Origin of the sequence: Enterobacter cloacae complex sp. P13B, from assembly GCF_014895915.1 — a bacterium.
Lineage (GTDB): Bacteria > Pseudomonadota > Gammaproteobacteria > Enterobacterales > Enterobacteriaceae > Enterobacter > Enterobacter bugandensis.
The window spans coordinates 1-22,095 of sequence record NZ_JADBQN010000007.1 but is presented as its reverse complement, the minus strand read 5'-3'; the positions used below and the strand labels follow the sequence as shown (position 1 = coordinate 22,095).

The 22,095-nt window shown below is 59.6% G+C and carries 18 protein-coding genes and 1 pseudogene; all 19 read left to right on the top strand.

Annotated elements, in window-relative coordinates; genetic code table 11:
* Nucleotides 1-3,621 carry a type VI secretion system membrane subunit TssM gene (tssM, locus tag IM273_RS04290; protein WP_193051699.1) on the top strand — a complete coding sequence of 1,207 codons (3,621 nt, stop codon included), beginning with the start codon at nucleotides 1-3 and terminating at the stop codon, nucleotides 3,619-3,621.
* A 16-nt stretch (nucleotides 3,622-3,637) separates the two neighbouring features.
* Entirely contained in the window at nucleotides 3,638-4,354 is a 717-nt protein-coding gene (tagF, locus tag IM273_RS04285; protein ID WP_028013492.1) for a type VI secretion system-associated protein TagF, read from the top strand.
* An 11-nt stretch (nucleotides 4,355-4,365) separates the two neighbouring features.
* Nucleotides 4,366-5,382, top strand: coding sequence for a type VI secretion system protein TssA (gene tssA, locus IM273_RS04280; RefSeq protein WP_048956570.1), 1,017 nt, complete (start codon nucleotides 4,366-4,368; stop codon nucleotides 5,380-5,382).
* A 75-nt stretch (nucleotides 5,383-5,457) separates the two neighbouring features.
* Complete coding sequence (gene tssB, locus IM273_RS04275; RefSeq protein WP_022648413.1) at nucleotides 5,458-5,982, top strand: type VI secretion system contractile sheath small subunit; 525 nt, start codon at nucleotides 5,458-5,460, stop codon at nucleotides 5,980-5,982.
* 3 nt (nucleotides 5,983-5,985) lie between these two features.
* The gene (gene tssC / locus IM273_RS04270) at nucleotides 5,986-7,485 is read left to right on the top strand and encodes a type VI secretion system contractile sheath large subunit (protein ID WP_006810956.1); all 1,500 of its coding nucleotides are present in this window, start codon (nucleotides 5,986-5,988) and stop codon (nucleotides 7,483-7,485) included.
* A 225-nt stretch (nucleotides 7,486-7,710) separates the two neighbouring features.
* Complete coding sequence (locus IM273_RS04265) at nucleotides 7,711-8,193, top strand: type VI secretion system tube protein Hcp (protein ID WP_008502640.1); 483 nt, start codon at nucleotides 7,711-7,713, stop codon at nucleotides 8,191-8,193.
* Between the two features lie 58 nt (nucleotides 8,194-8,251).
* Nucleotides 8,252-8,743, top strand: a complete 492-nt coding sequence (locus IM273_RS04260) for a type VI secretion system amidase effector protein Tae4 (protein ID WP_023330611.1) — start codon at nucleotides 8,252-8,254, stop codon at nucleotides 8,741-8,743.
* On the top strand, nucleotides 8,740-9,093 hold the full coding sequence (locus IM273_RS04255) for a T6SS amidase immunity protein Tai4 family protein (protein WP_047364888.1): 354 nt from the start codon (nucleotides 8,740-8,742) through the stop codon (nucleotides 9,091-9,093). The genes IM273_RS04260 and IM273_RS04255 overlap by 4 nt, the downstream gene beginning before the upstream one ends.
* Before the next feature lie 86 nt (nucleotides 9,094-9,179).
* On the top strand, nucleotides 9,180-10,940 hold the full coding sequence (gene tagH, locus IM273_RS04250; protein ID WP_193051698.1) for a type VI secretion system-associated FHA domain protein TagH: 1,761 nt from the start codon (nucleotides 9,180-9,182) through the stop codon (nucleotides 10,938-10,940).
* Nucleotides 10,937-11,734 carry a PP2C family serine/threonine-protein phosphatase gene (locus IM273_RS04245; protein WP_023336024.1) on the top strand — a complete coding sequence of 266 codons (798 nt, stop codon included), beginning with the start codon at nucleotides 10,937-10,939 and terminating at the stop codon, nucleotides 11,732-11,734. The genes tagH and IM273_RS04245 overlap by 4 nt, the downstream gene beginning before the upstream one ends.
* Before the next feature lie 16 nt (nucleotides 11,735-11,750).
* Nucleotides 11,751-12,743: a hypothetical protein gene (locus tag IM273_RS04240; RefSeq protein ID WP_048998706.1), complete on the top strand. Its 993-nt coding sequence runs from the start codon at nucleotides 11,751-11,753 to the stop codon at nucleotides 12,741-12,743.
* A gap of 9 nt (nucleotides 12,744-12,752) precedes the next feature.
* On the top strand, nucleotides 12,753-13,565 hold the full coding sequence (locus tag IM273_RS04235) for a type VI secretion system accessory protein TagJ (RefSeq protein ID WP_126326976.1): 813 nt from the start codon (nucleotides 12,753-12,755) through the stop codon (nucleotides 13,563-13,565).
* The gene (gene tssE, locus IM273_RS04230; RefSeq protein WP_028013485.1) at nucleotides 13,558-14,121 is read left to right on the top strand and encodes a type VI secretion system baseplate subunit TssE; all 564 of its coding nucleotides are present in this window, start codon (nucleotides 13,558-13,560) and stop codon (nucleotides 14,119-14,121) included. Before IM273_RS04235 ends, tssE begins: the two co-directional genes overlap by 8 nt.
* A gap of 2 nt (nucleotides 14,122-14,123) precedes the next feature.
* The gene (gene tssF / locus IM273_RS04225) at nucleotides 14,124-15,995 is read left to right on the top strand and encodes a type VI secretion system baseplate subunit TssF (protein ID WP_193051697.1); all 1,872 of its coding nucleotides are present in this window, start codon (nucleotides 14,124-14,126) and stop codon (nucleotides 15,993-15,995) included.
* Nucleotides 15,992-17,035 (top strand): type VI secretion system baseplate subunit TssG, encoded by a 1,044-nt coding sequence (tssG, locus tag IM273_RS04220; protein WP_045630816.1) that lies wholly within the window; start codon nucleotides 15,992-15,994, stop codon nucleotides 17,033-17,035. Before tssF ends, tssG begins: the two co-directional genes overlap by 4 nt.
* Nucleotides 17,036-17,070: 35 nt before the next feature.
* On the top strand, nucleotides 17,071-19,686 hold the full coding sequence (gene tssH, locus IM273_RS04215) for a type VI secretion system ATPase TssH (RefSeq protein ID WP_193051696.1): 2,616 nt from the start codon (nucleotides 17,071-17,073) through the stop codon (nucleotides 19,684-19,686).
* A 24-nt stretch (nucleotides 19,687-19,710) separates the two neighbouring features.
* Complete coding sequence (locus IM273_RS04210; RefSeq protein WP_193051695.1) at nucleotides 19,711-21,132, top strand: serine/threonine-protein kinase; 1,422 nt, start codon at nucleotides 19,711-19,713, stop codon at nucleotides 21,130-21,132.
* A 189-nt stretch (nucleotides 21,133-21,321) separates the two neighbouring features.
* Nucleotides 21,322-21,822, top strand: coding sequence for a hypothetical protein (locus IM273_RS04205; protein ID WP_193051694.1), 501 nt, complete (start codon nucleotides 21,322-21,324; stop codon nucleotides 21,820-21,822).
* A gap of 64 nt (nucleotides 21,823-21,886) precedes the next feature.
* Nucleotides 21,887-22,095: pseudogene (locus IM273_RS04200) on the top strand (phage late control D family protein); the annotation flags it as partial.

The following is a 22,095-nucleotide window of genomic DNA, read 5'->3' as shown; positions in this document are numbered from 1 at the left end:
ATGCTGACTACACTTCTTTCCATTCTGACCAACCGCATTCTGTGGAGCTTCCTCGGCGTAACGGCGCTGGCGGCGGTGATCTGGATGATTGGCCCGCTGTTGTCCATCGTGGACACCCGACCGCTCGAATCCGAACAGAACCGCATCATCAGTATCGCCGTGGTCTACCTGCTGTGGGCGCAGGGCCATATTCTGCCGCGCCTTTATAACGCCTGGCTGAACCGCAAGCTGATGGACAAGCTCAACGAGAACACCACCAGCCCGGAGGCGGCGGATCCGCAGCAGCGCCTGAACAGTGAGGAGCAGATCCTCGCCAGCCGTTTTGATGAAGCCGCGCAGATGCTTAAAAAAGCGCACTTCAGCAAAGCGGGCCAGGGCGCCCAGTGGACCCAGCGCTTCAGCACGCAATATCTCTATCAACTGCCGTGGTACGTCATTATCGGCGCGCCGGGCTCCGGTAAAACCACGGCGCTGGTGAACTCCGGGCTGCAGTTCCCGCTGGCCGACCGTTTTGGTAAGACCGCGCTGCGCGGTATTGGCGGCACGCGCAACTGCGACTGGTGGTTCACCAACGAGGCCGTGCTGCTGGACACCGCGGGTCGCTATACCACCCAGGAGAGCGAGCAGGCGCAGGATGCCGGTGAGTGGCTGCAGTTCATGGGGTTACTGCGCAAGTACCGTCGCCGCCAGCCGATCAACGGCGTCATCGTCACGATCAGCATTTCGGACCTGCTGACCCAGTCTGCCGAGGCGTCCCGCCAGCAGGCGGTGAACCTGCGCCAGCGCCTGTCTGAGCTGCATGAACAGCTGGGTATCCGCTTCCCGGTGTACGTGATGGTGACCAAGGCCGACCTTCTCAAAGGCTTCCGCGCCTGGTTTGCCGACTACGATAAAGCGCAGCGCGACCAGATCTGGGGCTTCACGCTGCCGTGGGAGCAGACCAAACACGCCGATTACGACCTGATGGGCAACTTCCAGCAGGAATTTTCTCTGTTACAGCAGCGTCTTGATGCCGGGCTGCCGGAAACCATGCTCAAAGAGCATGACGCGAAAACCCGCGCCGAAGCGTATCTCTTCCCGCAGGAGTTCGCCGCGCTGCGTCCGCTGCTGGCGGACTACCTGAGCACGGTCTTTGCGCGCTCCAACTTCGAAACTGAGTTCTCACCGCGCGGGATCTACTTCGCCAGCGGGACGCAGGAAGGCATGCCGTTTGACCGCGTAATGGGCGAACTGAACCGCGCGCTCTCCCTGCCGGAAGGGGCAGAGCGCGATAACTGGGATTCGGTCAGTAAAGAAGCCCCAATACCGGGCGCGAAGGGCCAGAGTTTCTTCATCAAGAACCTGCTGCAAAACGTTATTTTCCAGGAAGCCGGGATCGCCGGGGAAAACCGCTGGTGGGAACTGCGCAACCGGGCGGTGATCTGGTCCGGCTACGTGGCGCTGCTGGCCCTGCTGGCGATCCTCGGCGGGCTGTGGCTGACCAGCTATGCTAAAAACAAGGCCTATCTGGAAGAGGTGGATGCGAAGGTGCCGCTGCTGGACCAGCAGAGCAAAGCGTTGCAGAACCAGCCGCAGCGTGACCTGTTCGATCTGCTGCCATTGCTGAATGGCCTGGTGGACCTGCCGAAAAGCGACGCGTTTGATGTCAACGATCCGCCAGTCTCCCGCCGCATGGGGCTTTACCGTGGGGATGACGTCAGCGATGCTTCGCAGTCCCTGTACCAGAAGGCGCTGGATCAGCTGCTGTTGCCCGCCGTTGCTATGCACATCACCACCTGGCTGCGCAACGATAACGGCAGCGACGTGGAGTACAGCTACGAGGCGCTGAAAGCCTATCAGATGCTCTATCAGCCGAAGCACTACGACGGCAAATTCCTGCACTCCTGGGTGATGCTCAACCTGCAGCGCAACCTGCCGCAAAACGTCACGAAGGCGCAGCTGCAGCAGCTCGAATGGCATCTCACCCAGCTGCTGGAGCCGAAAATTCAGGCCTCGCCGTACGCGCAGGACGAATCCCTGGTGGCGCGTGAAAGAGCGCTGATCAACCAGCAGCCGCTTTCAACCCGCGTCTACGGTCGCCTGAAGCGCCTGCTGGAACATGACGACAACCTCAAACCGGTCTCCCTTTCCGACCTGGGCGGGCCACAGAGCGAGCTGGTGTTTTCCCGCAAAAGCGGTAAGCCGGTGAGCGAAGGGGTGCCGGGTCTTTATACCCCGGACGGTTACTGGAAAAGCTTTAACAGCCAGATTGACAGCGTAACGACCGCTCTGCATGAAGACGACGCCTGGGTGCTGGGCGCCGCGACCGCGCAGGAAGATAAACAGCAGATCGATAACGCCGTACGCCAGCTCTACATGCGCGACTTTATCGCGAACTGGGATCGCTTTCTCGCCGACATCCAGCTTAACAACAGCGCCGATCTCTCCCAGCGCATCAACACTGCGCGCCTGCTCTCTGGCGCAAACTCTCCCCTGCGCCGTCTGGTGCAGAACCTGAGCCAGGTGCTGACGCTCTCCCGGGATACCCCTGCACCGGAAGATGCCGGTAAAGCGCAGGCGCAGAGCAACCGCGCCACCCGCACGCTGGAAGCGCTGTTCAGCAATAATGACAATGCCCCGACGCAGGCCGCCGCGATTACTCAGGCGCCGGAGCAGCTGGTGACGGACCACTACGCGCCGATGATTGAGCTGGCCCAGCCGCTGGAAAAGGGTGGCAAGACCATCGTCTTTGATGATTTTCTTAAGCAGGTGGATGAGCTTTATCGTTACCTGACCGCCGTGCAGGACGCTGCCAACAGCGGCATGCCGGCGCCGGGCGGCGAGGCGATCAGCCGTCTGCAGGCCAGCGCCGGTCGACTGCCGGGCGGATTGCAAACCATGTTCAGCAACATGGCGGTGGGGGCCAGCAGCGATACCCAGCGCCGCGATCTGGAAAACGTGCGTAAGCGGATCAACGTTGAAGTCGGCGGTTTCTGCCGTCAGGCGATCGCCGGTCGCTACCCGCTGGTGCGCAGCGCCAGCACTGAGGTCACTCCGGACGATCTCGCCCGCATGTTCGCGCCGGGCACCGGGCTGATGGATACCTTCTTTCGCGACAACCTGACCAGCAAAGTGGATACGACGCAGGCAAACTGGCGCTTTATGCCGGGTATCGACGGTAAAACCCTGCCGGGCAGCGAAGGGCTGCTGAGACCGTTCCAGCAGGCCCAGTCGATTCGCGACGCCTTCTTTGCTAACGGCGCAACCACGCCGTCCTTCAAGGTGACGGTTCGCACCGTGCGAATGGATAACACCATTCTGAACCTGACGCTGGATGTCGACGGCCAGCTGCTGCGTTACAGCCACGGTCCGCAGGCGGTGCAGATCATGAACTGGCCGGGGCCGGGCGGCACCAACCAGGTCCGTATGCAGCTGGGTCTGGCTAACGGCAGCACCGCGACGCTTGTGACCAACGGCTCCTGGGCGCTAAACCGCTTTTTTGACAAAGCGAGCACCAGCCCGGGCGCGGGAAGCCTGAGCCGTCAGGCCACCTTCAACGTCGACGGACATCAGGTCACGCTGGAGTTTGCGCCGAACAGCATCCGCAACCCGTTCCAGCTTCCCCGTTTTTCATGCCCATAACCGCAAGGACAGCCGTATGACGAATACCCCTGCGATGAACCGCTACAGCTGGTATGGCAAATTACCCAGCGCCGGAGATTTCCTGCAGCGTCGCTTTCCTGACACCTTACAGCGCCAGTGGTCGCACTGGTTTCAGGTTGGCCTGCTGGCCTGGCAGCAGGAAGAGCAGCGCAGCGGCGAGCGCCAGTTCACCAAAGCTCCGGTCTGGAATTTCGTCGTCCCGCCGATGCTGGGCAGCCAGATGATCCAGATGGGCTGCCTGCTGCCCGGCCGCGACAGCGTTGGCCGACAGTACCCGGTCTGCATTCAGCTGAGCTTCGCCCCGTCAGAGTGGTCGACCAGCCTGCTCAGCCAGGCGGAGAGCTGGTATCAGCAAATTGGTCGTCTGGGGCTGCACGCGGTGCGTAACAGCTTTTCCGCCTCGCAGCTGGATGAGATGCTGATGTCCATTCCGGCGCCGCAGCCCGTCGAGCCGCAGAAGCGCTCTGACATCCTCGACGTCATTGGCTACGACGAGGACGGCCAAAGCACGCTGGGCTGGCCGCAGGCGGCAGAGTGCTTTGACCCGCTGCGTCAGACCAGCTACTGGTGGACCAACCGCTGCGACGGTTACCCGCTGTACACCCACGTTCACAGCGGCAACTTCACCGGCCAGCTTTTTACCCTGCTGTTCGACCCGGCAGGGGGCGCCCGCCCGGGGCGTCACGGTCTCTATCCGCCTATGTTTGAATAAGCAGGGATCTCATGAATATCGAAGAATTTCTCGCGCCAATAAGTCCCGACAAGCCCTGTGGCGACAATCTGGAATATGACGCTGACTTCCAGGCGATGAACCAGGCCAGTCAGGGCAAAGCGGAACAGCAGTTTGGCGATACCATCATCCCGGCAGAGCCTGCGGACTGGAACACGGTAGAAAAATTCGCTACCAGCCTGCTGAGCCGCACCAAAGATCTTCGCGTGATGCTGGCGTTAACCCACGCCTGGACCCGCCGTCGCGGTCTTGCGGGCTACGCGGACGGGCTGTTGCTGGTGCAGGAGGCGATCGCGCGCTACTGGGAGCCGCTCTATCCGCTGCTGGAAGAGTATGGCGAAACCGACCCGTTCTATCGCATTAACGCTCTGGCAGGGCTGAGCGATAAATCCGAGCTCACCGTCGCGGTACGTAACGCCTCGCTGCTGCGTTCAAACGGCGATGAAATTTCGCTTCGTGACGCCCAGGCGCTGCTGGACGGCAGTAAAACCGAGTGTCCGGACTATCCCGGCGGTCGCCCGAGGCTGATTGACGAACTGGCCCGCGGCGACCAGCCGGGGACCGCAGCGGTCATTGTGATTAACGAACGGCTGCTGGCCATCCGCGAGCTGCTCACCGGGCATCTCGGTGAAAGCGGCGTACCGGAAATGGAACAGCTGTTGAAAACCGTGGGGCTGGTCGCCAGCGCGTGTCAGGTGACCGACATCAGCAAGCTGCTGCCGAACCGTGAAGCGCAGGCTGAACAGCACGCTGAGCCGCAGCCTGCGGCAGCGCAGCCCGTTCAGCCGGTCACCGACTGGCGCAGCGTGCAGGTTACCAGCCGCGCCGACGCGCAGCTAATGCTGGAAAAAGCGAAGCAGTATTTCGCGCAGTACGAACCGAGCCACCCCGCGCCGCTGATGATTGAACGGGTGCAGCGGCTGTCAGAACTTAACTTTATGGACATTATTCGCGACCTGGCGCCAGACGGCGTTAACCAACTGGAAAACATCTTTGGACGCCGCGAATGACGCGTCCTGGCATTATGACGACAGGCATGGAGTCTGCCGTTTCACCTTCACCGCGCATCTTTGATGGAGAACATCATGGCAATGAGTAACAGTGGACAGAAATTCATCGCACGCAACCGTGCTCCCCGCGTGCAGATCGAATACGACGTAGAGATCTACGGTGCAGAACGCAAAATTCAGCTGCCGTTTGTGATGGGCGTTATGGCCGATCTGGTTGGCAAGCCGGTGGAAAACCTGCCAGCCGTCGACGAGCGTAAATTCCTGGAAATCGACATCGATAACTTCGATGAACGCATGAAGGCACTGAAGCCGCGCGTGGCGTTCCAGGTAGATAACACCCTGACCGGCGAAGGTAAGCTCAACGTCGATCTGACCTTCGACAGCATGGACGACTTCCTGCCGGACGCGGTGGCCCGCAAAGTTGAGCCGCTGAACAAGCTGCTGGAGGCGCGCACGCAGCTCTCTAACCTGCTGACCTACATGGACGGCAAAAACGGTGCAGAAGAGCTGATTGCAAAAATTCTCCAGGATCCGACGCTGCTCAAATCCCTGAGCCAGATGCCAAAAAATGACGAAAGTGCGAAAGGTAGCGAGGAATAATCGATGAGCAACCAGACTCAACAACACGATCAGCAGGCGGGCCAGGCGTTCAGCCAGGATGAGTTCAGCGCGCTGCTGAACAAAGAGTTCCGCCCGAAAACCGATCAGGCGCGTTCCGCTGTGGAGAGTGCGGTCAAGACCCTGGCGCAGCAGGCGCTGGAAAATACCGTCACCTTCTCGAACGACACCTACCGCACCATTCAGAACCTGATTGCCGGTATCGACGAGCAGCTCTCGCAGCAGGTGAACCAGATTATTCACCACGAAGAGTTTCAGAAGCTGGAGAGCGCCTGGCGCGGCCTGAGCTACCTGGTCAACAATACCGAAACTGACGAGATGCTGAAGATCCGCTTTATGAGCATCTCCAAGCAGGAGCTGGGCCGCACCCTGAAGCGCTACAAGGGCGTGGGCTGGGACCAGAGCCCGATCTTCAAGAAAATCTACGAGCAGGAGTACGGTCAGTTCGGCGGCGAGCCGTTTGGCTGCATTGTCGGCGACTATTACTTCGACCACAGCCCGCAGGACGTTGAGCTGCTGGGCGAAATGGCGCGCATCGGCTCTGCGGCGCACTGTCCGTTCATTACCGGCACCGCGCCGGGCGTGATGCAGATGGAGTCCTGGCAGGAGCTGGCCAACCCGCGCGATCTGACCAAGATCTTCCAGAACACCGAATACGCCGCCTGGCGTTCACTGCGTGAATCCGAAGACGCCCGCTATCTGGGGCTGGTGATGCCGCGCTTCCTGTCGCGCCTGCCGTACGGCATTCGCACTAACCCGGTGGACAGCTTTGACTTTGAAGAGCAGACCGACGGCGCAAACCACAACAGCTACTCGTGGGCGAACGCGGCCTATGCGATGGCCGCCAACATCAACCGCTCCTTTAAAGAGTACGGCTGGTGCACCTCGATTCGCGGCGTGGAGTCCGGCGGGGCGGTGGAAAACCTGCCGTGCCATACCTTCCCGAGTGATGACGGCGGCGTGGACATGAAGTGCCCAACAGAGATCGCCATCAGCGATCGTCGCGAAGCCGAACTGGCGAAAAACGGCTTTATGCCGCTGGTTCACCGTAAAAACTCCGACTTTGCCGCCTTCATCGGCGCGCAGTCTCTGCAAAAACCGGCCGAGTATCACGATCCGGATGCCACCGCCAACGCGCGCCTGGCGTCTCGTCTGCCGTACCTGTTTGCCTGCTGCCGCTTTGCCCACTACCTGAAGTGCATCGTGCGAGACAAAATCGGCTCCTTCCGGGAGCGCGAAGAGATGGAGCGCTGGCTGAACGACTGGGTGATGAACTACGTCGACGGTGACCCGGCTAACTCCTCCCAGGAAACCAAGTCCCGCAAACCGCTGGCGGCTGCGGAAGTGCAGGTGCAGGAAATCGAAGACAACCCGGGCTACTACGCCGCGAAGTTCTTCCTGCGTCCACACTACCAGCTGGAAGGTCTGACCGTTTCTCTGCGTCTGGTTTCTAAACTGCCGTCGCTGAAGACGAAAGACGCGTAAGAGCAACATCTTGCACGGGCCGGCAAGAAAGACGGCTGGAACGGTAATAATGACTTCACATTCATTCCGTTATTTCGGAGGAATGTAAGACTGTCAAATGACACGGGTCATTTGATATGAGGCAGAGGTAAAATATGGACGGTTTTATTCAGCCCCATGCTTTCCTGTTTGCCATATAAGTGCTTTTTCGAAAGCAATATTGTTCATCCACGAAGAGTAGATATTATGGCTATTGATATGTTTCTGAAGGTCGAGGGTGTTACGGGCGAATCTAAAGATTCTAACCACACCGGCTGGACTGATATTACCTCCTTCTCCTGGGGCGCTTCCCAGCCAGGTAATATGAGCGTTGGCGGTGGCGGCGGTGCCGGTAAAGTTAACTTTAACGACCTGCACGTTAACGCGCTGATCGACAAATCCACCACCGCTATCCTGAAACACTGCGCCAGCGGTAAACACCTGACTAAGGTTGAGCTGTCCGTCTGTAAAGCGGGCGGTCAGCAGGTGGAATACTCCCGCATTACGCTGGAAGATGTGCTGGTGACTTCCGTTCAGTACACCGGTGCAGACAACGGCGACACCGTGGGTGTGACCTATGCATTCCAGGCTGCGAAAGTGAAACAGCAGTACTGGGAGCAGACCACGTCGGGTGGTAAAGGTGCTGAAAGCAGCGCTGGCTGGAATATCAAAGAAAACAAAGAAGCATAATAATAGTGGGCCCGAAAGGGCTCACTTTACCCTGAGCTTCTTATCAAGGAGAAACGAGATGTCTCATATGCGTCCTGCTTTTGGTGCCGCCTGGAACAGATTCAGAGAAGTGAACGTAAATGTAGAACAGGTTGGCAAATTATTGGGTGGAAAAGTTCAGCATAATATCGACGCCGGTATTTTTAAAAATGCCTGCCCAATTCGTATGAGTTACGTTTTAAATTACTGTGGCATTCCGATTCCTTCTAACAGTAAATATGCGACAGTGACCGGGAACGACAAAAAGCGCTATATGTTCCGCGTTAAAGATATGATTGCATTTCTACCCACGGTACTGGGCAATGCAGATATGTCGGTCTCTTCCCCAACGCCTGCGCAATTTGCTGGCAAGCAAGGCATTATCATCTTTACCGGGCACGGCTGGAGCGACGCAACCGGTCATGTCACACTCTGGAATGGAAATATTTGCTCTGATGATTGCCATTTCCTCGGCTCACCGGGTAATGGTTCGTTTATTCCGACCAACGCCACCTTCTGGAGCCTGAAATGAAACGTTTATTACTGCTGGTATTGGCTATCAATGCCTCTGCTGTTTATGCCCAAAATCTGCCTGCCGTCAGCGCTTTTACTCAGCAACAAATCTTTGAAAATTGGGTGCAAAACCGTTGCATCAGTAAGATCGCGGACAGTAAAAGTCTGAAAGATGATGCAGAGGCCAGCGCGGCCGCCTGGCTGGAAGCAAGCAATCTCCCTGCTGAAAATTTTGAAAAAGCTGACCAGATCATTGTTTCTTCTCTGAAAGAGAAGATAGGCGGTACTGAACCGGGTCAATATCAGGTTTTAAAGTGCAGCTTAATCGCCAACAGCGACGCGATTCGTCCGCTCAAAACCGCAAAATAGAAGCAGTGGAAGCGGCCCCAAACGCCGCCGTTCTCGCCCCGAGAGCGGCAGCGTTTGAGCGCTAATCATACCAGCAGGAATACGCCATGCGATTCACGATTATTTCTACGAAACCCGGTCATCAGCCGCCGCAAAGCAGCTGTGATTTTTACGCCCCGGGCGGCACCATTGGGCGCGGTACGGATAACAATCTGGTATTGCCGGACAATGACCGCACCATCTCGCGTCTGCAGGCCATTGTCCACGTTGACGCTCAGGGCGAATGCCGCGTCACCAACCGTGGCAGCGTCACCCGCGTGGTATTAAACGATATTCCGCTGGAGCGCGGACGTCAGGTTGAACTGCAGGATGGCGACATTCTCGGTATTGATGACTACCGTATCGAAGTGACCGAACTGATCCACGACACGCAGCCGGTGAGCCGTATGGCGGCCAGCATGCAGCAGCAGGCGCGTCCGACAGCTGCACCCGCTGCGCCCGTAGCGCAAGCGAAGCCTGCTAACCCCGCGCCACGCGGGAAGGCGGAACCGACCGCCGTGCCTTCCGAAATCTGGGACAGCCTGATGCAGGAGTTCTCCATCTCCGACAGCATCTCCAGCAACCGCGCAAAGCCGCAGCCTGCGGCCTCACAGGATCCCTTCTCCCAGCCCGCCGCGCCGGAGCGTAATGCCGAAGATCCGTTGGCGATTTTCAACGACAGCGATCCAACGCTTGAGCGCAAGAACGTCGACCCGGACACGCTGTTCAGCGACGAAGCGCTGTTCAAAAAAGAGAGCATTTTTGACGACGTGACGCCTTCCACGCTGGTGCCGCCGGTTGAGGGGCAACCCGCCCCTAAAGAAGACGCGGCGGACGAGCTTGACCCGCTGGCGCTGTTCGGTGGAAAGGCCAGCGCGCCAGCCGCGCGCAATGATGACCCGCTCGGGCTGATGGGCGGAGCACCGTTAACCCACCCGGATGATATTGCAGACGAAAAGCCAGCACCAACGCCTGAACCGGAGCAGGAAGAGGACGTGCTTGCCGATTCTCCGCTGTTCGCCCCAGAGCCGCAGGAAACGCCGCGTGAAGAAGAACCGGCGCGGCCGGATTACGCAGGCTTCACCATGCCTACGCCGCAGGCCGTTGCGCGCAGCAGCGCTCAGGCACCGAAGGGGCGCCTGCGCATCGACCCGGTCAATAACGCGGCATCCCCAACCGCCAGCCCGAATAATGGCGAGAAGGGTGAAGTGCTGCAGGGCGAGCTGCTGCAGGCGCTGCTTGAAGGTATGGGCCTGAGCGAAATGCAGCCTGTTCCGCAGTTTGACCGGGAAAATATGCGTCAGTTGGGGCAGATTCTCGGCATGTTCTCGCAGGGCACCGTGGCGCTGCTCTCGTCGCGCTCCATCCTGAAACGCGGCGTAAAAGCCGATATGACCATGGTGCTGGACGATGCCAACAACCCGTTCAAGCTGTTGCCGACCGGGAAAACCGTCTTAATTCAGATGTTCGGCACCCCGATGCCGGGCTTTATGCCGCCTACCAAATCGGTGCGCGATGCGCTGATCGACCTGCAGGCGCACCAGCTGGGGATGATCTCCGGTATCCGCGCCATCATCGCCGCGATGCTGCAGTCCTTTAACCCGGAACAGCTGGAGGAGCAGGCGAAGCAGAACGGCATGACCTCGCGTCTGGCGCTGCCGGGCAGCCGCAAAGCCGCCCTGTGGGACTATTTTGTTCGTAGCTATGGCGAGACGGCGGGCGAGATTGAGGATGACTTCCACACCCTGTTCGGCGAAGCCTTCCTTCATGCGTATGACATGGAGGTGAATCAGTACAAAGACTCACAGAGCGGATCGGAAGACAAATGAATATCGCAACCGCTTCTCTCTCCCGCCAGGGGACGCGCGCCAGCAACCAGGATCAGACGGGAGAAACCATAGGGGAACGCTCGGCCTGCTTTGTCGTCTGCGACGGCATCGCGGGTCTGCCCGGTGGTGAAGTCGCCGCGGAACTGGCCCGTAACAGCATTATCTCCCGCTTCGATGGCGACAAGCACCTCAACGCGCAGCATATCCGCGACTACGTGCAGACGGCGAATCGCACCATCTTGAGCGAACAGCAGGCCGTTCAGGACTATCGCCGGATGGGCACGACGCTGGTCAGCCTGTTTATTGACCGGGACTACGGGCTGGCGTACTGGGCGCATGCCGGCGACAGCCGCCTGTACCTGTTTCGCAGGGGGTGGCTGTGGCACGTCACCACGGACCACAGTCTGGTGCAGCAGATGAAGGATGCCGGGCATCAGACGGACGATCTCAACAGCAACCTGCTTTATCTGGCGCTGGGAATTGAAAACGGCGGACCGGAAGCGAGCTACAGCGACGTGGTGCAGGTAGAAGACGGCGATGCCTTTTTACTCTGCACCGACGGGTTCTGGCACGGCGTCAGCGAAGAGCAAATGAAGCAGTCGCTGCACATGGTCAATACGCCGCAGGAGTGGCTGACCTTAATGAACCAAATCATTCAAAAGAATGGCGAGCAGGAGGGGAATGCGCAGGATAACTATACCGCCCTGGCGGTATGGATGGGCAACCCTCAGGACACCACTTTGCTGCACACCCTCTCTGATGCAGCACAATTTCTTCCCTGCGGAACTGATTAGACACACAAGGAACGATATGAAACTTTGGCTATCGGGTTTGGCACTTCTGGCGGCGACCTCCACCGCGCAGGCTGAAAATTTCCGCATCGTGCAGTCTCCTGCGCAGAAGCTGGATATCTGGATCGACAACATCAAAGACAACACCCCGCAGAGCTGGTGTAAGCCTGAGGTGGCGCTGCGCATTGTGGCGAACGGCAAGAAAGACGTCTCCGTGCTGGAAAACTTTGTGCCGCGTCTTGGCTCGCTGCTGGAACACCAGTGCAGCAAAGTGAATAAACTCAGCTGGACGCTCAACGATCCCGAGGGGACGACGCTGGCGCAGGGCACGGCAGCTAAAGCGCAGGAGTGGGCGCTGGTGGTGAAACAGCAGCAGGCTGCGCCTGCCGTCACCGCAACCCCAGCCAGCGGCGCGTTACTGCCACCCGATCAGAACGTGGCTTCCCGCACCGTTGCCGCCGACCGCACGCCGTGGCAGGAGTTTACCCTGCAGGACGGCTGCCACCTGCGCACCTTCTGGGAGGGCGGCGCGTCCGCTCCGGCGCTCTTTATTCCGGATTCTGACACCACCCGCTGCGGTAACGGCAGCTGGCTGAGCGGTCACACCGTCGTGTCGCAGTCCCGCAACGGCGGGCAGAAAGAGATGGCGGTGACGTACATTCACGGCTTCCCGGTGATGGGGCTGAATCAGAGCGCCGATCCGGAAAATGCGCTGATCACCTCCGTCAATAAAGAGCGCATGGTATTCAGCACGCCAGACAGCGATCAGAGCTGGATGATCCTGCCTTACGACAGCACCCTGAACAGCTGGAAAAGCAACGGCACGGTAGCGGTAGAAATTTCCCGCGAGACCGCCAGCGACGATGCAAAACTGCAGGCGCGTATTGCGGCGGTGAAGAAAACCTGGAGCGCCTGGGTTGCCCCAGGCACCCCGCTGAATATCGTTCTGATTGATACCCTGCGTCCTCAGCTGCGCGATCCGGCAGTGGGCGCCTGGCGCGCGGCGAATTAAGGAATGGCTATGAATACGCTCTATCAACACCTGGCGGGTGAAACGCTCAACGACGCGCTGGCGCGTCTTGAAGCGGAGATCAAAGCCCGTCCGGCAGATGCAGACCTCCGCGCCGCGTTCGTGCAGTTTTTAATCCTCAGCGGCAACGGGACGCGCGCGCTGACCCAGCTGAAAAGCTGGCTGGCGCTGAAGCCGCAGGCGAAACCCACCGTCACGCTGCTGGAGCAGTCCATTCAGGGTGAGCTGCAGCGCGCACAGGTGATGGCGGGGCAGGCGCGTCCGGCCATGCCTGAAACTCAGTGGCCGTGGCTGGCCACCCTGGCCGCGGCGCTCCGCGTGGAGGGCGAGCGTGCCCGGTCGCTGCGCCTTGAAGCGCTTGACCAGGCGCAGGCCACTCCCGGCCACATCACCCTCGAAAACGATGAGGCTCAGCCGTTTGACTGGCTGATGGACGGCGATGCCCGTCTCGGCCCGGTGTGCGAAACCATCGTGAACGGCCGCTATTTCTGGCTGCCGTTTAACGCTATCGCCGAGATCCGTTTCCAGGCGCCTGCCAGCGTGACCGATCTGGTCTGGCGTCACGCGCTGGTGCGCCTGACCGACGGTACGGAGCAGGTATGTCAGATCCCGGCGCGTTACCCGTTTGCTGCCGATGCGTCGGATGCGATCAAACTGGGCCGCACTACCGAGTGGCAGCCGCTCGATGAGGACGGCACCCTGTACGAAGGGATGGGCCAGAAAGCCTGGCTCAGCGAGCAAAGCGAAAGCCCGTTGCTGTCGTTAAGCCTCGTGTCGTTTGCGATGGATGGAGACGATGAGTAATCCCGCTGGCGAAGGCGATCTGCTGCGCAGCGGCTGGCAAGCCCGCAGCAGGCAGGAGAAGGTGGGGGCGCGTGACAAAATGCAGCCCTCGCTGCTCGATCGCCTCACCGATAACGATCCGGAAAAAAAACGCGAGCCGGCTAACAGCAACCTGATCACCCACGCAGCGCTGCGTCGTAACGTGCTGCGGGATCTGCAGTGGCTGTTTAACACCATCAACCACGATGCCTCCGGGGATTTGAGCGCCTTGCCGCACGTGAGCCGCTCGGTGGTTAACTTCGGCGTCGCGCCGCTGGCCGGGAAGAGAATGTCGGATATCGAATGGCACGACATTCAGCGCAAGCTCACCGAGGCCATCATCAATTTTGAACCGCGCATTTTGCCGCAGGGGCTGCAGGTCCGCTGCGTGTCGGATACCTCCTCGCTGGATCTGCATAACGTGCTCTCTATTGAGATCAAAGGGCGCTTATGGTGTGTGCCGTACCCGCTGGAGTTTCTGTTTCGTACCGATGTCGATCTGGAAAACGGCCATTTTGAACTGAAAGATGCGGGGTAATCATGGAAAGTAAACTGCTCGAATATTACAACCGTGAGCTGGCCTACCTGCGCGAAATGGGGGCCGAGTTTGCCGAACGCTATCCGAAGGTCGCCGGGCGGTTGGGCATGCGCGGCATCGAAGTGGCGGACCCGTACACCGAACGCCTGATGGAAGGTTTCGCGTTTCTGACCTCCCGCGTGCAGATGAAAATGGACGCGGAGTTTCCGCGTTTCTCCCAGCGTCTGCTGGAGATGATCGCGCCGAACTACCTCGCGCCCACCCCTTCAATGGCGATTGCGGAAATTGAGCCCGACAGCAGCCGCGGCGATCTGAGCAACGGCTTTATTGTGCCGCGCGGCACCATGATGGACAGCCTGGCGCTGAAAAAGACCGGCGTAACCTGCAGCTATACCACCGCGCACGAGGTCAATCTGCTGCCGCTGAAAATCGACAAAGTGGAGCTCGGCGGCGTGCCCGCTGACCTGCCGCTGGCGCAGCTCGGCTTAAGCCAGCGGGGGATCAACAGCGCCTTGCGGATCCGCATTGCCTGCGACGGCCCGCAAAACCTTGGGCACCTGAATTTTGACCGGCTGGAGTTTTTCCTTAGCGGCCCGGACATTGAGGCGCTGAAGCTGCTGGAGCTGGTGATGGAGCACCGCGCCGGGATCGTCTGCCAGACGGTCAGCCCTCAGCCGCAGCGACAGCTGCTGGCAACGGATGCGCTGCGTCAGGAGGGCTTTGCGCCGGACCAGGCGCTCCTCCCGGACGATCTGCGCAACTTTGACGGCTACCGTCTGCTGCAGGAGTATTTTGCGTTTCCGGCCCGCTTCCGCTTTATCAGCCTGAGCGGTCTGAGCACGCTTATCCAGCGCTGCGAAAACGAAAAAGCCTTCGATATCTTCATTCTGCTGGATAAGTCGGATGAACAGCTGGAGCGCGTGGTCGACGCCAGCCATCTGGCGCTGCACTGCACGCCGGTCATCAACCTGTTCCCGAAAGTGGCGGCCCGGCAGAAGCTGAATGAAGGCCAGCATGAATACCATCTGGTGGTCGATAACATCCGCCCGCTGGACTACGAAATTTATGCGGTAAATAAAATTTTTGGCAGCGCCGACGGCCAGCGCGACGACCAGACGTTTCGTCCGTTCTGGAGCACCTGGAGCGGCGACGCGGGCAACTACGGGGCCTATTTTTCCCTGCGCCGGGAACAGCGCGTGCTCTCCGAACACGCCCTGCGTTACGGCACCCGTACCGGCTATATCGGCTCGGAGGTCTTTGTCTCGCTGGTGGATGAACAGCATGCCCCGTGGCAGGAAAACCTGCGCTACATCTCTGCCGAGGTGCTCTGTACCAGCCGCGACCTGCCGCTGATGCTCCAGCAGGAGCTCGGGCAGTTCATTATGGCCGACTCCATGCCGGTGAAGGGGTTAACCCTGCGCAAAGGCCCGACGCCGCCGCGTCCGGCGCTGGCGGAAGGGTTCAGCACCTGGCGGCTCATCAGCCAGCTGCAGATGAACTACCTCAGCCTGATGGACAGCGAAAATGAAGAGGGGGCAGCGGCGCTGCGCCAGCTGTTAGGTCTGTATGCCAACCTGGCCGAAACGCCGGTTGCACGTCAGGTGGAGGGGGTTCGCCACTGCGTGCTGGAGCCGGTACACCGCCGCGTGCCTGAACCCGGCCCGGTCGTTTTCGCCCGCGGAATTGGCATCACCCTGACGGTGGACGAGCGGGCGTTTTCCGGCGCCAGCCCGTGGCTTTTCGGCAGCGTGATGGAGCGCCTTTTTGCCCGTCTGGTCTCCATCAACAGCTTCACCGAGTTCACCCTGAAGAGTCAGCAGCGCGGCGAGATAGGCTACTGGGCGCCGCGCATGGGTAAAAGGGCGCTGGTATGAGTGACGCTGCCACCGCACCGCTGCGCGTGCATCGCCTGACGAAGCTGCCGGATACGTTCTGGCACGGGGTCCGCGAGACGCCCTGGCGCTACGATCTGTTTCAGCTGTTAAGGCGCATTGATGCCCAGGGCGGCGAGCGCTACCCGCTGGGACGCGCGCCGCTGCCGAAATTTGAGCCGCTGCGCATTGGCCAGCAGCCCTCAATGAGCTTTGCGCCGTCGACGCTGGCCCAGGTGCGACAGCGTGAAGAAAGCGGGCTGCATGAGGTGTCGATCCTCAGCTTTGGCCTGTTTGGCCCGAACGGCCCGCTGCCGGTGCATATGACCGAGTACGCCCGCGAGCGGATTCATCATCATCAGGACACCAGCCTCAGCGCGTTTGCCGATCTGTTCCATCATCGTCTGGCGCTGCTGTTTTACCGCGCCTGGGCGGATGCGCAGCCTGCCGTTTCCCTCGATCGCGCCGACAATAAGCGCTTTGAGGGCTACCTGGCGTCACTGATCGGCATGGGGCAGCCGGGTCAGATGAACAAGGGCAGCCTGAGCGCCCATGCCCGCTTTACCCACGCCGGGCACCTGACCCGCCACGGGCGGGATCCGGAAGGGCTGGAGAAGATCCTGCGCAGCTATTTTAAAGCGCCGGTTAAGCTGGTGAGCAACGTGCCGCAGTGGATGCCGCTCTCCACCCGCGAGCAGGCGCAACTGGGAGCAGGACGCCGCATGCCGCGCATGGGGGAATCCGCTTTTCTCGGCGTCGCCGTCCGCGACGTGCAGCATAAGTTTCGTATCGAGATTGGCCCGCTGAGCGCGGAGGAGTACAACCGCTTTCTGCCGGGCGAAGCGTGGGTCACCGAGCTGCGCGACTGGGTGCGCCAGTACGCGGGAATTGAGTTTGAATGGGAAACACGGGTGATCCTGCGTGAAGACGCGGTGCAGGGCACCACGCTCGGCAGCGATGGGCGATTAGGCTTTAACACCTGGCTGGGGCATCAGCCGCAGCCTGTCCCGCGTGGCGATCTGGTGTATCGCGCAGAGCGATAAATTTTTCTAACGCATTGTTATCAACGGAACCGAACATGTCAGAAATTAGCCGTGCCGTGCTTTTCGGCAAACTGGATACGCTGTTATTTACCTCTCTGGAAAGCGCGACTGCCTTCTGCAAGCTGCGCGGCAACCCCTACGTTGAGCTGGTGCACTGGCTGCATCAGCTGATGCAGCAGCAGGATGGCGATCTGCAGCAGGTCATCCGCCACTTTGCCCTCGACGAACAGCAGCTAACGCGCGATATCGTGGCGGCGCTGGACGCTCTGCCGCGCGGCGCAAGTTCCGTTTCCGATCTCTCCGAACATATCGACAGCGCCGTGGAGCGCGCCTGGGTCTTCGGCTCGCTGAAGTTTGGCGTCAGCCGCATTCGCGGCGGCCATTTGCTGATTGGCATCCTCAAGACCTGGAATCTGGCCAACGTGCTGAAAAGCATCTCGTCGCAGTTCACCCGCCTTAACGTCGAAGTGCTGATCGAGCAGTTCGACGCTATTTGCGCCAACAGCAAAGAGACGCAGCAGGCCGCTGCCGCCGTCGATGCACCGGCGGGTATGGTACCGGCTGCGCAGGGGACGCTGGCCCAGTATGGCCAGGACCTGACCGCCCGCGCCCGCGACGGGAAGATTGACCCGGTTGTCGGGCGCGACGAGGAGATCCGCCAGATGGTCGATATCCTGATGCGTCGCCGCCAGAACAACCCGCTGCTGACCGGGGAGGCCGGGGTCGGCAAAACCGCAGTCGTTGAAGGGCTGGCGCTGCGTATCGCCGACGGCGACGTGCCGGAGCCGCTGCAAAATATTCAGCTGTGGCTGCTGGATATCGGCATGCTGCAGGCAGGCGCGGGCATGAAAGGCGAGTTTGAAGCCCGTCTGCAGGCGCTCATTAATGAAGTCCAGTCCAGCGCCACGCCGATTATTCTGTTTATCGATGAGATCCACACCCTGATTGGTGCAGGCGGCCAGCAGGGGACCGGCGATGCGGCGAACCTGCTGAAGCCGGCCCTGGCGCGCGGTCAGCTGCGCACCATCGGCGCCACCACCTGGGCGGAATACAAAAAGTACATTGAGAAAGACCCGGCGCTGACCCGTCGTTTCCAGACCGTACAGGTTCACGAGCCGGACGAAGCGAAAGCGATTCTGATGCTGCGCAGCACCGTGTCGCCGCTGGAGACGCACCACCAGGTCCTGCTGCTCGACGAAGCGGTCAGCGCGGCGGTGAAGCTGTCCCATCGCTACATTCCGGCGCGCCAGCTGCCGGATAAAGCCGTTGCGCTGCTCGACACCGCCTGCGCCCGCGTGGCGGTCAGCCAGAGCGCGCCGCCGGCGCAGCTGGAAGACTGCCTGCGCCATCTTGCCGCGCTGGACGTGGAAATTGAAATTGCTGAACGCGAAGCGCGCGTCGGCGCCGGTGAGGCCGACCGCGTAACGGCATTAATCACAGAGCGCGACGCGTATGAAACAAAACGCGAAGCCCTGTCCCGGCGCTGGGAAGAAGAGCGCGGCCTGGTGCAGGAGATTATCCGCCTGCGCGCCGCGCTGTTTGCGGCGGGCGAGGAAGAGACCGCCGAGCTGCGCAGCCAGCTGGCGGAGCAGCAGCAGGCGCTGAACGCCTTACAGGGTGACGAGCCGCTGCTTTTTGCGGCGGTAGATGAAAACGTGGTCGCCGCAGTCGTCTCTGACTGGACCGGGATCCCGCTGGGCCGGATGGTGAAAAACGAGATTGACGCGGTGCTGAACCTTGCCGATACGCTGAACCAGCGCGTTATCGGCCAGCGTCACGGGCTGGATCTCATTGCCCGCCGCGTGAAAACCTCGCGGGCGAAGCTCGACGATCCGAACAAACCAGTGGGCGTCTTTATGCTGTGCGGCCCGTCCGGCGTCGGGAAAACCGAAACCGCGCTGGCGCTGGCGGAATCCCTTTACGGCGGCGAGCAGAACGTCATCACCATCAACATGAGCGAGTTCCAGGAAGCGCACACCGTTTCCACCTTAAAAGGTGCGCCTCCGGGATACGTAGGGTATGGTGAAGGCGGCGTGTTAACCGAGGCCGTGCGCCGTCGCCCTTACAGCGTGGTGCTGCTGGACGAAATTGAAAAAGCGCACCCGGACGTCCATGAGATCTTCTTCCAGGTATTCGATAAAGGCTGGATGGAGGACGGCGAGGGGCGCCACATTGATTTCCGTAACACCATTATCATTCTGACGTCCAACGTGGGCACCGAGCTGATAAGCGCCATGTGCGCCGATCCGGAGCTGATGCCGGAGCCTGACGCGTTAAGCGGCGCGCTGCGCCAGCCGCTGCTGGAAGTATTCCCGCCGGCGCTGCTGGGCCGCCTGCTGGTGGTGCCGTACTACCCGCTCAGCGACGAGATGCTCGGGCAGATTGTGCGCCTGCAGCTCAAGCGCATTCAGCGTCGTCTGGAAGAGAATCACAGCATTATTTCTGAGTTTGACGACAGCGTGGTGGAACAGATTGTTCAGCGCTGCACCGAGGTGGAGTCCGGTGGCCGCATGGTGGATGCTATTCTGACTAACACCCTGCTGCCTCAGATGAGCCAGATCTTACTTACCGCCAGCCGCAGCGACGAGCAGTTCCGACGCCTGCATGTCACCTGCGAGCAGGGCGAGTTTCACTGTCAGTTTGCCGCGTAATAATCATCAAGAGAACTGTAAAAGATGACGGATAATGATAACAATCGGACTGTCCCAAACGCGCTCCCGGTCGGGTACCGCTTCAACGAGTTTGAAATCAAAGAGGTGATCGGCGGCGGCGGTTTTGGCATTGTCTATCGCGCGTGGGATCACCAGCTCGAACGCACTATCGCTATCAAAGAATTTATGCCTTCCTCGCTCGCCGTGCGCGGCGACGACATGACTCTGGTGCTGCGCAGCGAGCGCTTTGGCAAAGCATTTTCCGCGGGCCTGAACAGCTTTATTCAGGAAGCGCGTCTGCTGGCGCGTTTTAACCACCCGAACCTGCTGCACGTCCTGCGTTTCTGGGTGCAAAACGACACGGCTTACATGGGGACGCTTTTTTATAGCGGCACCACGCTTTCACGCCTGCGCGAAGAAAAACCGGAGCTGATCAACGAGGCCTGGATCCGCCGCACGCTGCCGATGCTGTTCGGCGCGATCAAGACCATCCACGACGAAGGCTATCTGCACCGCGACATCTCTCTGGACAATATTCAGATCCAGGATAACGGCCTGCCGGTGCTGCTCGATTTCGGCTCCGCGCGCCGCACCATCGGTAACCTCTCCGACGAAACGGAAACCATGCTGCGCCCCGGCTTTGCGCCGATTGAGCAGTACACCGACGACAACGAGAGCGAGCAGGGGCCGTGGACGGATATTTACGCCCTCGGCGCGGTGCTGCGTACCCTGATTGTGGGTTCTCCGCCGCCGGTCAGCGTGGTGCGCTCCATCCAGGATACCTGTAAGCCGCTGGTGGAAATCATGCCGCAGGGCTACTCCATCCCGCTGCTGCAGGCCATCGACCGCGCGCTGGCGCTGCACATGGAGGACCGTCCGCAGTCTATCGACGAATTCGCGGCGCTGATTGAGATGCCGGTCGCCGGGATCAACGACGTGCTCACCGCCAAAAAGACCGGCACCATGCTGGTTCCGGTTGAGGAAGAGAAGCCAGCTTCGGTGCTCGACTGGCGTCGCTATAAGATCCCGGGCATGGTTGCCGCGGGCGTGCTGGTGGGCGTTGTCGCCGGGGCGATGCTGTTCAGCGGTGGGAATGATGCGCCTGAGCAGGCTGCCCAGGCTCCGTCAGAGACGCGTCCGACAGAAACTGCCGCGAACGCGCCAGAGGTAATGCCAGAAACGGCGACGGTGAGCGAACCGGCGACGGCACAGCAGACGCCACCGCCTGCCGACGCCAGCCCGGTCGCGCTGGTTTATATCCGTATCCAGGACGGTGAAACGCTGAAAGTGAACGGCGAACCAAAAGCGCTGCGTCCGGCGACCAACGGCTATGCCTCGCTCAAGCTGCCAGCCGGTGAGACAAAGATTGAACTGCAGGGCAACGGGAGAACGCGCAGCCAGACGCTGGATATCAGCAAGCCGGGCACCTGGCTGGTGAATCCTTAGTAATGCACGATCTTCAAGGCCAGAGACTTATTCCAAAGGTGTTCGAAGATCGTCTCTTCTCTTTATGTACAAAATCGCTTTAGGATTGAAAGCTCAGTTGGGTCAGTAGCGGTGGTCTTAATTGACCACCGTCAGTGAAAAACGACAGGCCCATTTGTCTCCGACCCCGGAGAGTTAGCTGAAGCGAAGATGCGGAATTCCATTTTTGTCAGTGTTAATTACGTGCATAAACAAAATGCTGCTCATTTAAAGAGTAAATCAGGGTATTTCTGGGGAAGTATGGATCTTCTCGCAATTTTACTTTATTGCGCGAATTCAGTACGCCACAACAGAATCCCCTTTCTTTCTGACGCAAAAGCATTTAGTGCTTCGTTGAATTATTTTGCAGGTGATGGTTTCAGCATTTTGGTCATGCTTTTTTTTGTGCTTGACTTACTTTTACTACTCTCTTTGTTTGCTTCGGCCTGGTTATTCTTCAAACGAAAGAACGGTGCAGTCAAATTTGCTCTTGCTCAGGAATTATTTCGTTTGATTTCATTCAGATGTTCAGTCTCATTTTTCCCTCTTTTAGTAAGCGTGTTTGGAATTTCAAACGTCTGGTTGAATGTAGGGCTATTTGTCACATCAGAGTCACTGAAAATCTACTCTCTTGTTTTTTGGATGAACGAGCGGGAAAAGCCCCTTTCTTGAATGATGCTTTATCAGAGATGCGACCCGCTTTTTTGCATCGCATAAGCTAAATGGAATAAAGATTATGCTCAACCGAATTACCGTTCAGCTCCCGGTGGAGGGGCTTCTGTTCTGGAAACTGACGGGCCGCGAGGCGATGTCCGAGTCGTTCGCGCTGACGCTGACCGTGCTTGGCACGGACGCGCGCATTGACCGCAGTAAGCTGCTGGGCCAGCCGGTCACGGTGACCATCCCGACGCAGAGCCTGCTGACCTCCCGCTATATTAACGGAAA

What these genes read in the sequence shown, in the direction of transcription:
- tssM (WP_193051699.1), top strand. Translation starts at nt 1, where the DNA reads ATGCTGACTACACTTCTTTCCATTCTGACCAACCGCATTCTGTGGAGC.
- tagF (WP_028013492.1), top strand. Translation starts at nt 3,638, where the DNA reads ATGACGAATACCCCTGCGATGAACCGCTACAGCTGGTATGGCAAATTA.
- tssA (WP_048956570.1), top strand. Translation starts at nt 4,366, where the DNA reads ATGAATATCGAAGAATTTCTCGCGCCAATAAGTCCCGACAAGCCCTGT.
- tssB (WP_022648413.1), top strand. Translation starts at nt 5,458, where the DNA reads ATGGCAATGAGTAACAGTGGACAGAAATTCATCGCACGCAACCGTGCT.
- tssC (WP_006810956.1), top strand. Translation starts at nt 5,986, where the DNA reads ATGAGCAACCAGACTCAACAACACGATCAGCAGGCGGGCCAGGCGTTC.
- IM273_RS04265 (WP_008502640.1), top strand. Translation starts at nt 7,711, where the DNA reads ATGGCTATTGATATGTTTCTGAAGGTCGAGGGTGTTACGGGCGAATCT.
- IM273_RS04260 (WP_023330611.1), top strand. Translation starts at nt 8,252, where the DNA reads ATGTCTCATATGCGTCCTGCTTTTGGTGCCGCCTGGAACAGATTCAGA.
- IM273_RS04255 (WP_047364888.1), top strand. Translation starts at nt 8,740, where the DNA reads ATGAAACGTTTATTACTGCTGGTATTGGCTATCAATGCCTCTGCTGTT.
- tagH (WP_193051698.1), top strand. Translation starts at nt 9,180, where the DNA reads ATGCGATTCACGATTATTTCTACGAAACCCGGTCATCAGCCGCCGCAA.
- IM273_RS04245 (WP_023336024.1), top strand. Translation starts at nt 10,937, where the DNA reads ATGAATATCGCAACCGCTTCTCTCTCCCGCCAGGGGACGCGCGCCAGC.
- IM273_RS04240 (WP_048998706.1), top strand. Translation starts at nt 11,751, where the DNA reads ATGAAACTTTGGCTATCGGGTTTGGCACTTCTGGCGGCGACCTCCACC.
- IM273_RS04235 (WP_126326976.1), top strand. Translation starts at nt 12,753, where the DNA reads ATGAATACGCTCTATCAACACCTGGCGGGTGAAACGCTCAACGACGCG.
- tssE (WP_028013485.1), top strand. Translation starts at nt 13,558, where the DNA reads ATGAGTAATCCCGCTGGCGAAGGCGATCTGCTGCGCAGCGGCTGGCAA.
- tssF (WP_193051697.1), top strand. Translation starts at nt 14,124, where the DNA reads ATGGAAAGTAAACTGCTCGAATATTACAACCGTGAGCTGGCCTACCTG.
- tssG (WP_045630816.1), top strand. Translation starts at nt 15,992, where the DNA reads ATGAGTGACGCTGCCACCGCACCGCTGCGCGTGCATCGCCTGACGAAG.
- tssH (WP_193051696.1), top strand. Translation starts at nt 17,071, where the DNA reads ATGTCAGAAATTAGCCGTGCCGTGCTTTTCGGCAAACTGGATACGCTG.
- IM273_RS04210 (WP_193051695.1), top strand. Translation starts at nt 19,711, where the DNA reads ATGACGGATAATGATAACAATCGGACTGTCCCAAACGCGCTCCCGGTC.
- IM273_RS04205 (WP_193051694.1), top strand. Translation starts at nt 21,322, where the DNA reads ATGCGGAATTCCATTTTTGTCAGTGTTAATTACGTGCATAAACAAAAT.